Source organism: Kordia sp., from assembly GCF_965283645.1.
In the GTDB taxonomy this organism is placed as follows: Bacteria; Bacteroidota; Bacteroidia; order Flavobacteriales; family Flavobacteriaceae; genus Kordia.
Map to the genome: position 1 here is coordinate 4,670,151 of NZ_CBDIPG010000001.1, position 11,844 is coordinate 4,681,994.

The window sequence follows — 11,844 nt, forward strand, 5'->3', positions numbered from 1 at the left end:
AAATGTAAATATAGACAAACCAAACGAAAATCAAAGTACGCAATAGTGAAAGGAATGTTATTTTTTAGGCAATTCATCTGGTACAGGATCGTGCCCACTTCCGCCAAATGGATGACAACTAAAAATCCGCTTGATAGCTAATTTACCACCACGAAATAAACCGTGTTTTTGTAATGCTTCAACTGAATAATGCGAACATGTTGGCGTGTACCGACAGGTTGCTGGTGTAAATGGAGATATTGCACCTTGATAAAATCGAATGAGCAAAATAAACGGATATGTAAGTACTTTTTTAATAGTTGTTTTTGTTTAACAGATTAAAGTTATACTATTTTTTCAACAGAAAAGAAAATACAATCTCTGTGACCACTTTGAAATAATAATTTCTTTATTTCTTGATACTTTTCTTTGTGTTCGTCTGTATATATTAAATACATTGGATACTTTCTATCGTTCAAAGAAATCATTACAGGAACAGTTGCCGTAGCTTTGTTGCTAAGTTTTACTTTTTCCATGACTTTGAAATCAACTTTTTTATTGTTGGCTTCACAATATTCTGAAATCTTTGCCATAATCATAACCAAATCTACGCGTATATTTCCTGCAATAGGAACATCTACATCCTTTATACCAAGAAAGGTGATATTGGTTTCAAAAAAACCTTCTTTATCAATATGTGGATACGACTCTTCATAAGTAAACATTAAACCAGATTGCAATTGACTGTCAACATCATTTTTCAATACATACTTTCTATATAAAATAAAAGGTGCAATGATGAAGAAAATTACAATGGCAATCGCCAAACCAATTATGGATGAAATAAGCGCTCGTAAGCTAAAATTATTTTTAAAATAATATTTCCAATAATTCCCAAGTGAGTTGGTGGCAAAAGAGTATTGAATGATTTTAGATAAGTTTGAAAATTGAATGACAATATTATATAAAATAATAATACCACCAATTATGATAAAAATAATTCCAATACCATTCATATGATATATGTTGTTAAGTTAGTTATATATGCAATACGTTAACTAACAGAAAATGACGTACCATCTTTTCCGTCTTTCAACTGAATCCCTAAAGCTAATAATTCATCACGAATTTTGTCAGAAGTAGCAAAATCTTTGTTTGCACGTGCTTCATTTCTCAGACTAATTAACAACTCTACAACACCAGAAAGTGCGTCACCATCATCCGATGAACCAGTTTGTTGTTCCAATCCTAGAATTTCAAAAACAAACGCATGCATACTTTCTTTTAGTGCTTTTAAATCTTCTGCAAGAATGGTTGCTTTTCCGTCTTTTAACTGATTGATGTATTTGACAGCATCAAACAAATCGGCAATTAAAATTGGCGTATTAAAATCGTCATTTAAGGCATTGTAGCAATTGCGTTTCCATACAGAAAAATTGAAACTAGTTTTGTCGCCAACAGGTTGTAAGTCGTCAAGCGTTTTCATAGCTTCCATAAGTTTATTGAATCCTTTTTCGGAAGCTAATAAAGCGTCATTGCTAAAATCGAGAATGCTTCTGTAGTGTGCTTGCATCATGAAAAAGCGAGCTACACTTGCGGCAAATCCTTTACTTAGGTGTTCATTGTTTCCAGAGAAAATTTCAGCAGGAAGAATGTTATTTCCTGTTGACTTTGCCATTTTTTTACTGTTTAATGTCAGCATGTTGGCATGCATCCAGTAATTTACAGGAGTTGTTCCTTTGGAAGCTTCGTTTTGCGCAATTTCACATTCGTGATGTGGAAACTTTAAGTCCATTCCGCCACCGTGAATATCAAACTGTTCTCCTAAATATTTTGTGCTCATCGCAGTACATTCCAAGTGCCAGCCAGGGAAACCGTCACTCCAAGGAGAAGGCCAACGCATAATGTGTTTTTTTTCAGCTTTTTTCCAAAGTGCAAAATCTTGAGGATTCTTTTTATCACTCTGTCCATCTAAAACACGTGTATTATGAACCAAATCTTCTAGCTTACGTTTGCTTAGTTTTCCGTACTCATGTGTTTCATTAAATTTATGAACATCAAAATATACAGAACCATTTATTTCGTATCCATATCCTTTTTCAATAATATCTTTTACAATTTCTATTTGCTCAATTATATGTCCTGTAGCTGTAGGTTCAATACTTGGCGGTAAAAAATTGAATTTTTGAAGAATTGTATGAAAGTCAACCGTGTAACGTTGTACAATTTCCATTGGTTCTAACTCTTCCAAACGTGCTTTCTTAGCAATGCGATCTTCACCTTCATCGGCATCATTTTCCAAGTGTCCGGCATCCGTAATATTTCGCACATAGCGTACTTTGTATCCTAAATGTTGCAGATATCTAAAAATCATATCAAACGACATGAACGTTCGTACGTTTCCTAAGTGTACATTGCTGTATACCGTAGGGCCGCAGACATACATTCCAACATGACCTTCATTGATAGGTGTAAAAACTTCTTTTTGGTTTGTGAGGGAATTGTATATTTTCAGTTCTTGTTCTTGATATAATTTCATGGTACTATAAAAATATGATTGTTTAAAATTTTGTATCTAATTTAATATAATCTAGGAATTCTAGACGCGTTTTTTCGTTTTTAAATTTTCCGCCAAATTCAGCAGTTACTGTGCTGCTCTCTATATCTCTGATTCCGCGGGAATTAACACAAAGATGTTTGGCGTCAATAACACAAGCAACATCGTCGGTTCCAAGTACTTTTTGCAATTCTTTCACTACTTGAATCGTTAAGCGCTCTTGAACTTGTGGTCTTTTTGCGTAATAATCAACAATTCGGTTCATTTTAGAAAGTCCAACAACAGTTCCGTTTGAAATATATGCAATATGCGCTCTACCAACAATTGGAAGTAAATGATGTTCGCAAGTAGAATATACAGTAATATTTTTTTCTACCAACATTTCGCTATACTTGTACTTGTTGTCAAAAGTAGAAGCTTTTGGTTTTCGGTCGGGATGCAATCCGCCAAAAATTTCTTTTACAAACATCTTTGCAACTCTGTTTGGTGTTCCTTTTAGGCTGTCATCCGTCATATCCAAACCTAAAGTTTGCATAATACTAGCTACATCTTTTTTGATGCTTGCTATTTTTTCATCATCACTCAAATCAAAAGCATCTTTACGTACTGGAGTATCATATGAAGTCATCACATGATTATCACCTATAGCTTGTATTTCTTCTTCAAGTGCCTTATCTATTTTCATCTATTCAATATTTCTTTAATGTGGGAAAAATAATAGTGTAATTTACTGGATTCCAAGGAAGATTTTAAGCTTCTAAACAACATAGTATTCTTACGCTACTTTTTTTAAAAATTTACAAGACAGCAAAGATAATTAATTATTGAATATGATTTAACGGAACACGCCGTAAATAAATGTGTTAAAGAATTATGTATATCATAAAATTTTCTTAATTTTCCGCGTTTCAAAATATTTTTTTTAACACAATGTCGGATTTATATAGGTATTGTTGTTATATAAAGAAAGAGTAGAATTGAAGCTTTAATTGCGGATTTTTTTTGGCGAAGGGCATTGTCAAAAAAACACCATAATTAAATACTAGCCAAAACTCAAGTTCTTCACTATTAATATGTTACAAGAACTTATAATATTTGAATTTAAAGATTGTTTCTATGCGTACATGCAGCTTTTTAATTATTGCCTTGTGTTTTTGTATTACAAGCACTTTTGCACAAAACACTAAAAAGGCACCTAAAGTAAAACCTAATCAAGTAGATAACTTTATAAAAGAAGTTTATCAAAAACAAGCAAACACTATCGTATTCTCCGATCCTATTCGTTATGCAGGATTTAAAAATTTGCTACTCAACAGAATTTCATTCTACAAATTAAATTACAAAGCAGGCGAAGATTTCGTGAATCTTTCCACAGTTCCGCTTTTCAAAACATACAACAAAAACCTAATGAGAACAAACATGTTTAATGTTGATAATTTCAATCCGTTGAAATACGATATTAACTTTTTCTCAAATGAATTAATTAGATACAGGATTAACCAACAATACATTCTTGTAGTAACTCCTCAAAAAACTCGCTAAAAAACACAGGAAATGAAAAAAATATTAACCTTTCTTCTGATCTTATTACCGTGTATATTGTTAAGTCAGAATATATTAATGCAGAACGGAAACTTAAATGTTGATTGTTCCGCAAGTCCTGTTTTTTTAGACACTGGTGGAAGTGGAGCAGGACAATACTCAAATAATGAAAATTTCGTATTAACATTATGTGCTTCAGAAGCAGGAGAATCAGTACGAATGGACTTTGTATCATTTGGTCTTCAAAATGGAAGTGACTTTATGGACATCTTTGATGGTCCTGATACATCGGCTCCATTGATTGGTACATACACAGGAACTGCTTCTCCAGGATTGGTTGAAGCTTCTGGTTCAAATACTTCAGGGTGTTTAACAATTCGATTTGTATCTGATAATGCAGGTGTAAATATTGGATGGCAAGCAAACTTAAGTTGTTTTGTACCATGTCAAACAATAACAGCAAACTTAGACAGTGCTGTTCCTGCTGTTTCAGCAGATGGAATATTAAGAGTTTGTTTAGGAGACCCATTAACATTAAATGGTAGTGGAACGTTTGCTTCTGATGGAACTGGAGCTACGTATGAGTGGAATATGGGTGATACAAATATCTTAAATGGAGCAAGTGTAACACATACTTATGCAGAATCAGGAATTTATAGAATTAATTTAGTCATAAGAGATAACAATCCGGCAAATTCAGATGGAGATCCAGATAATGATTGTATGAGTGTAAATAATCTCGATCAATTAGTATATGTCTCTACACCAGTAGATTTTACAGGTACACAAGCCGCAAATCCAGAAATATGTTTTGGTGAATCTACAGATATTACAGGAGCTGCAGTAATTCCTCCTTTTGAAGATTGTGCGCCAGAAATATTTGATGAAACGTGGTTGCAAGATACTGCGTCAACAGGAACAGCAACATCGTATAACTCTACAATTGATGTTGATTGCTACGGAGACGGACAAGTAATAACAGACGTGGCTCAAATCAATCAAATCTGTATTGTAATGGAACATTCCTTTATGGGAGATTTAGATATGATCTTAACAGCGCCAAACGGAGCGCAAGTAGTATTTATTTCGTATGGTGATGGAACTGATCCAGGAGACAACCTAGGAGTTCCAGATCAAGCAGATAATGGAAACCCAGGAACAGGTTGGGAATATTGTTTCTCTCCTACAGCAACACAAACATTAGATCAAGCCGCGGCAGGCGTTACTACAATTCCAGCAGGAACGTATGCGCCGTTAGCATCTAGTTCTTTTGACAACTTATTAGGTGCGCCATTAAACGGAACTTGGACATTTGAAATTATTGATACTTGGGCAGCAGATGATGGAACACTTTTTTCTTGGAACTTAGATTTTGATTCAAGTTTACTTCCTCCACCTTCTTCAATTGTAACAGAAGAATGGTTGACAGACCCATCAATTACAAATACAGCAGGAAACGTAATTACAGTGCAACCTGCAACTGCTGGTCAGCATTGTTATACATATGAGGTAACAGACGATTTAGGATGTATATATTCAGAAACAGTTTGTATTGATGTAGCTCCAGAAGTCAACAATGGACCAGCTTCAAACTTATCAGAATGTTCTAACAATACAACAGAAGTATTCGACTTAACAGTAAATACAGCACAAGTGTTAGCACCTATTGCAGATACGACCAATATGGAAGTCACCTATCACTTATCACAAGCTGATGCAGATACAGGAGCAAACCCATTAACTACCGCACAAGCACAAGCATATACAGGAAGTGATGCAGAAGAAATTTTTGTAAGAATAACGTATACAGGAACAACAACAATTGATTGTTTTGCTACAGATTCATTTACTTTAAATATTGGAAACACAACAGCTAATACTGTGCCAGATATAGTATCATGTGATATTGGAAATGATGGCCAAGAAGAATTTGATTTATGTGCGCAAACAGCAACGGCTTTAGGAGCTTTAGATCCTGCAAGTTATACTGTAACATATCATGATACACAAAATGATGCTGATACAAATCAAAATCCATTGCCATGTTTATATACTAATGTAACAGCTCCAACAGATGATATATACATAAGAATAGAAGACAATGCTGATGCAGATTGTTTTGCAGTAACATCATTTAACTTACTATTAAATCCTGAGCCAACACTCACAGCACCAGCTGATATGATTGTTTGTGATGATGCTACAAATGATAGAACTGAAATATTTAATCTACCTTCACAAGAACCTTCCATATTAGGTACGCAAGATCCTTTAGACTTTACAATTACATATCACAATTCGGTAGCAGATGCAACAGCAAATACCAATCCGCTTCCAACGATGTATCCAAATGTAAATCCAACGGATTTAATTGTGGTGAGAGTAGAAAATATAGCAACAGGTTGTGTAGCCACTACTCAATTTAATGTAACAGTCAATGCATTGCCAATAGCTAATGTAGTTGCAAATGTTGTTGTTTGTGATGATGATAGCAATGATGGAGTTGAAAACTTTCCATTAGCAAGTTATGATATACAAGTATTAGGAACGCAAGATGCTTCTCAATTTACAATAACGTATCATACAAGTATGACTGATGCTACAGACAATTTAAATCCATTGCCAGCGTCGTATCCGAATGTTTCAAGTCCCGAAACAATCTATGTTCGAATTGAAAATAATAACAACACTACGTGTAATGATTTTACACAATTTGACATACAAGTAAATATGCAGCCGACAGCAGTACAACCTCCAAATATGGTTGTATGTGATGATGCTTCAAATGATGGAATTGATACATTCGATTTCACAACTCAAATTGGAACAATCATTGGTGGGCAAAATGCAGGAGATGTTGAAGTTTCTTTTCATGCAAATCAAGTAGATGCGGATAGTGATATGAATCCGCTGCCAACAACATACACAAATACAAATCCGCAAATGGAAGAAATATTTGTAAGAGTTGACAGTTCTGATCCTGCAAATATATGTTACACAACAACGAGTTTTGACATACTGATAAATCCATTGCCAGTTCCAGTTGTTCCAACAACATTAGAAGAATGTGATGATGATACGGATGGTTTTGTAGAATTTACATTAACAGATGCAAATGCTGAAATTACAGCAGGACAAACGTCTGCAGATCCAATGGCAATAAGTTATTACTTAACGCCAGGAGAAGCACAAGCAGGAGGTGGAACGCCACTTCCAACGTCGTATGTAAACGAAACAATGGACAACCAAACGGTGCATATTCGTATTGAAAATACAGTAACGGGATGTTTCAACACATCAACACTAGGTTTACAAGTAAATCCGGGTATAGTTGCAACAACACCAACAAATTACAGTGTGTGTGATGATACTGATGGAAATGACACCAACGGTTTAGGAACGTTTGATTTATCTACCAAAGATGCTGAAATACTTGGTGCTTTAGCAGGAACAGCAACAGTAACTTACTACACTACAGATGCGGCCGCACAAGCAGGAATGGCTGGAACAGAAATTGTAGGTCCGTATACTACGACAACACCTTCTTTAGAAACTATTTATGCAAGAGTAACGGACGATATTACAGGATGTTATGATGTAGTTGAATTAATAGTAATAGTAGATCCATTACCAAACCTAGATAACATTCCGCCAATGATTGCCTGTGATTTTAACAATACAGGAGATATGATGGAAATGTTCGATTTAACAATGCATACACCTGTTGTTGAAAATGGACAAGTAGGTCTAACAATAACATATCACCTAAATGAAGCTGATGCTGATGCAGATGTTGCGCCAGTTACGAATGTAAACGGTACAGACGGACAATTAATTTGGGTGCGTGCTGTAAATCCTCTTGGATGTATTCAAGTGGGTAATTTCGAATTGCAAGTGCCACCATTACCAGTATTTGTAGCACCAACTACGCTTGAAGCCTGCGACGATGAAACTGCAGACGGAATTGCGCCAACGGATTTAACGGTGAAAAATGACGAAATTACGGCTTCAAACCCAGATTTAAATGTTTCTTATCACTTAACACAAACAGCTGCTGATGCAGATATGGGCGCATTAGTGATGCCATATGAAAACACAGCAACACCAACAACATACACTGTATTTGTACGTGTAGAAGATATCAATACAGGATGTCACATTGTGACGCAACTAACGGTGAATATCAATGATACACCAGCTGTTTTCCCAGCAACACCATTAGAATACTGCGACACGGACAACGATGGATTCGGAATCTTCGACATTCGCAGCACGGAGAGTGAAATTACAGGTGGCGTAATTCCAGGACAGGTAACTGTCACCTACCACGAAACACCAGAAGATGCGGATAACAATGTTAATATGTTAGCGGATAGTTACACCAACATCAACGCCTATAACCAAACAATATATGTACGTGTTGAAAATGTCCTTACGGGATGTTTCAATGTTGTACCACTTGATCTGATTGTTCACGATTCACCAGAGGTTGCCGCTATGGATGCTACACTTCTTGCCGAGTGTGATGCTGATACCGATGGTATTGCTCAGTTTGATCTGACGCAAAGTGAACCAGACATTCTAAACGGAGAAGATCCGTTAACTCACAATGTTCGTTATTACAACACACAAGCAAATGCTATTGCAGGAACTAACGCAGGCGAGATCAACAACACAAACGCCTATAGCAACATTCCACCAAGTCCACAAATCATTTGGGTGCGTGTGGAAGATTTAGCCACTGGCTGTTTTACGGTAACCAACCTAACGTTAATTGTCAATGAATTACCAACATTGGTACAATTACCAGGCTTAGAACTCTGTGATGCCGTTTCGCTCAATGATGGTATTGAAGTATTTGATCTAACATCACTCTCAGAAGATTTACTCAACAGCGCACCTGGAATTAGTCTTGACTATTACGCCAATGCGGCTGATCTAGCTAGTGACACGCCAATTGCCAATCCAAGTATGTATAGCAATACAGAACTTGGAGTGCAAACCATCTTTGTAAAAGCCACCAATGATACCACAGGTTGTGAAAACACCATCACTTTTGACATCAGCGTCAATCCACTGCCAAGTCCAACACTAAATCCTAACGGAATGTTAGTGGCAGATATCTGTGATGAGGACAATGATGGATTCCAACTCTTTGATTTGGATGATTTAGTAAACGATATCATCAACAATGAACCCGATGTGGTGTATAGTTTCCATGAAACACTGGCTGATGCACAGCAGAACCTATTTCCACTGGCAAGTCCGTACACGAATATCATGATGGATAGCCAAGAAATTTATGTACTTGCTACCAATACTATTACAGGTTGTTTTACCGTGACGCCGTTACAACTTACCGTAACGCCAATTCCAGTATTGCCACTCGTGATTACAGATATAGAAGCGTGTGATGATGCTGATAGTTTGGATGGTTTTGATATGTTTGATCTGACCCAGACCCAAACAGAAATCTATGGAACTCAAACACCAAGTGATTTCACGCTGAGTTATCATGAGAGTCAGCAAGATGCAGCAGATGCTCTCAATCCAATTGTAAATCTAACGGATTATACCAACATTGTAGCCAATCAACAAACCATTTGGGTACGATTGGAAGACAATACTACGGAATGTTTTGCCATTGGTCGTTTTGATATCATTGTGGTAGGACCACCAGTACTGGTACAACCCATACCATTTGCATTGTGTGATGATGCAGAAAGTGGAGATGATAGTGATGAGCTAACAACATTTGATCTGACAGAGAAATATTTAGAAATCACAGGTGGCGATACCAGTTTAACACTTGCGTATTATGCCAATGCGACTGATCTAGCTAGTGATACACCAATTGTAGATCCAACGGCGTATCAGAATGTGGAGAACCCGCAGACACTCTACATCAGAGCCACCAACAGCGCAGGATGTACCACTGATATCACCATGACACTTCGTGTGCTTCCAATTCCAACACCTAATACCATGCCTGAGCCACTGACTCAATGTGACGATGATGCAGATGGTATTTTAGTATTCGATCTTACTTTGTCAGAAGCTGAGATTGTAAATAATGAAAACAATGTAACAGTTAGTTATCACACAAGCGAAACAGATGCTATGGATGATACAAACGCCATTGTTGATCCGACCATGCATAGTATTGATATGGCAACTGCCAATACTGATGGAGAGGTAATTATTTATGTACGTGTGGAGAGTGATTTGCAGATTGATAGCAATATGCTACCTTGTTACAAGGTAGTAGCACTTCCTGTGATTGTACATCCATTACCAGTACTAACTAGTACAACTTTTGAATATGTATTTTGTGAATATGACAATGATAACACAGGACAGTTTGAGTGGGATGTGGTAACAGCTTCACTGAATCTATTAGAAGCGCCACAAGATCTTGCAGCCTTTACAGTAACTTATCATCCAACGGTGGCAGATGCGCTGGCAGGAACAGCGGCACTTGTCAATGGATTTGAGAATGCCACCGATCCACAAACGGTATTTATCCGTGTGGAGAATACTGCAACTGAGTGTATCAACTCCAACAACATTGCGAGTCTAGAACTCAGTGTAGAGCCAATTCCAACGGCAACTGCTCCAAATACCTATGAACTCTGTGCAGATGATCAAACAGATCAAGATACAGCAACCTTTGATCTGACAAGTTTGGATGCAACCATTATTAATGGACAAGCTGATATGGAAGTGGTGTATTATGAAAGTGCTACCGATGCGGATATGGACAGCAATAGTATTGCAAACGCAAGTACATATGTAAACATGTCCAATCCACAAACGCTCTATGCACGTGTTAGACAAACCATCACGGGATGTTTATCAGATCCAATCTTAGTAAACTTACAAGTAAATCCATTGCCTGTATTTACCTTACCTGCAGCTGATATTCTGTGTGTAGATGCTACAGGACAAGCCTTGGATATCAGAACTATTGGAGTCGATTTTGGAGCAGGTTATACCTACCAATGGACAACACCAAGTGGAACAGAAACTACGCCAACGGTACAAGTAACCGAAGCAGGAACCTATAGTGTAACGGTAACCGATATGAATCATCCAACCAATTGTACTTTTGATGATAGTGTAACCTATACACCTTCTTCAGCGCCAACAACCTTGGATATTGCAGTAAACACACCAGCATTCTCAGATACGCATACTGTCACAGCAACCGCATCAGGTGGTTCAGGGAGTTATGAGTATCAATTAGATGATGGACAGTGGCAAACCGATGGAATCTTTACAGATTTACAACCAGGACAACATACCATCACGGTTAGAGACATCAACGGATGTGGAGAACTGGTAAGAACTTTTGGACTGATCGACTTTATGGAGTTCTTTACTCCAAATGGAGATGCTTACAATCCGACATGGAATATTATCGGATTACAGAACCAGCCAGCAGCGAAGATTTACATCTTTGACAGATATGGAAAGCTTCTAAAACAAATAAGTCCAGCAGGCGCTGGTTGGGATGGAACCTACAACGGAACTCCAATGCCATCGGCAGATTATTGGTTTAGAGTGGAATATGTAGATCCATTTGATGGAACACCAAAGGAGTTTATCAATCATTTTACATTGAAGAGATAATTTACACAGAAATAAAAAAAAACAAAAAAACCGAAGCAGAAAGTTGCTTCGGTTTTTTGTAAAAATATATATAGTATCAATTATCATCGTAAGAGGATTTATGTTAAAAAAACAGTAAATTATTTCTCTTATTA

At 36.8% G+C, this 11,844-nt stretch carries 6 protein-coding genes; 2 read left to right on the forward strand and 4 right to left on the reverse strand.

Annotated features, from left to right (window positions below):
• Positions 1-57: 57 nt before the first annotated feature.
• Genes yidD through folE form a run of 4 tightly spaced genes read right to left on the reverse strand, consistent with a single transcriptional unit; the run spans position 58 to position 3,221 of the window.
• Positions 58-297, reverse strand: coding sequence for a membrane protein insertion efficiency factor YidD (gene yidD / locus ACQ654_RS20585; RefSeq protein ID WP_430413040.1), 240 nt, complete (start codon positions 295-297; stop codon positions 58-60).
• 26 nt (positions 298-323) lie between these two features.
• Positions 324-995, reverse strand: coding sequence for a hypothetical protein (locus ACQ654_RS20590; protein ID WP_430412227.1), 672 nt, complete (start codon positions 993-995; stop codon positions 324-326).
• Positions 996-1,033: 38 nt separating this feature from the next.
• A complete protein-coding gene (gene cysS / locus ACQ654_RS20595) occupies positions 1,034-2,518 on the reverse strand; it encodes a cysteine--tRNA ligase (protein WP_430412228.1) in 1,485 nt (494 codons plus the stop codon).
• Positions 2,519-2,540: 22 nt separating this feature from the next.
• Positions 2,541-3,221: a GTP cyclohydrolase I FolE gene (gene folE / locus ACQ654_RS20600; RefSeq protein ID WP_430412229.1), complete on the reverse strand. Its 681-nt coding sequence runs from the start codon at positions 3,219-3,221 to the stop codon at positions 2,541-2,543.
• Between the two features lie 410 nt (positions 3,222-3,631).
• On the opposite strand from folE, the gene ACQ654_RS20605 reads away from it, so the two are divergent.
• On the forward strand, positions 3,632-4,078 hold the full coding sequence (locus tag ACQ654_RS20605; RefSeq protein ID WP_430412230.1) for a hypothetical protein: 447 nt from the start codon (positions 3,632-3,634) through the stop codon (positions 4,076-4,078).
• Positions 4,079-4,090: 12 nt separating this feature from the next.
• A complete protein-coding gene (locus ACQ654_RS20610; RefSeq protein ID WP_430412231.1) occupies positions 4,091-11,710 on the forward strand; it encodes a T9SS type B sorting domain-containing protein in 7,620 nt (2,539 codons plus the stop codon).
• Positions 11,711-11,844 lie beyond the last annotated feature (134 nt).

What these genes read in the sequence shown, in the direction of transcription:
- ACQ654_RS20590 (WP_430412227.1), bottom strand. Translation starts at nt 995, where the DNA reads ATGAATGGTATTGGAATTATTTTTATCATAATTGGTGGTATTATTATT.
- cysS (WP_430412228.1), bottom strand. Translation starts at nt 2,518, where the DNA reads ATGAAATTATATCAAGAACAAGAACTGAAAATATACAATTCCCTCACA.
- folE (WP_430412229.1), bottom strand. Translation starts at nt 3,221, where the DNA reads ATGAAAATAGATAAGGCACTTGAAGAAGAAATACAAGCTATAGGTGAT.
- ACQ654_RS20610 (WP_430412231.1), top strand. Translation starts at nt 4,091, where the DNA reads ATGAAAAAAATATTAACCTTTCTTCTGATCTTATTACCGTGTATATTG.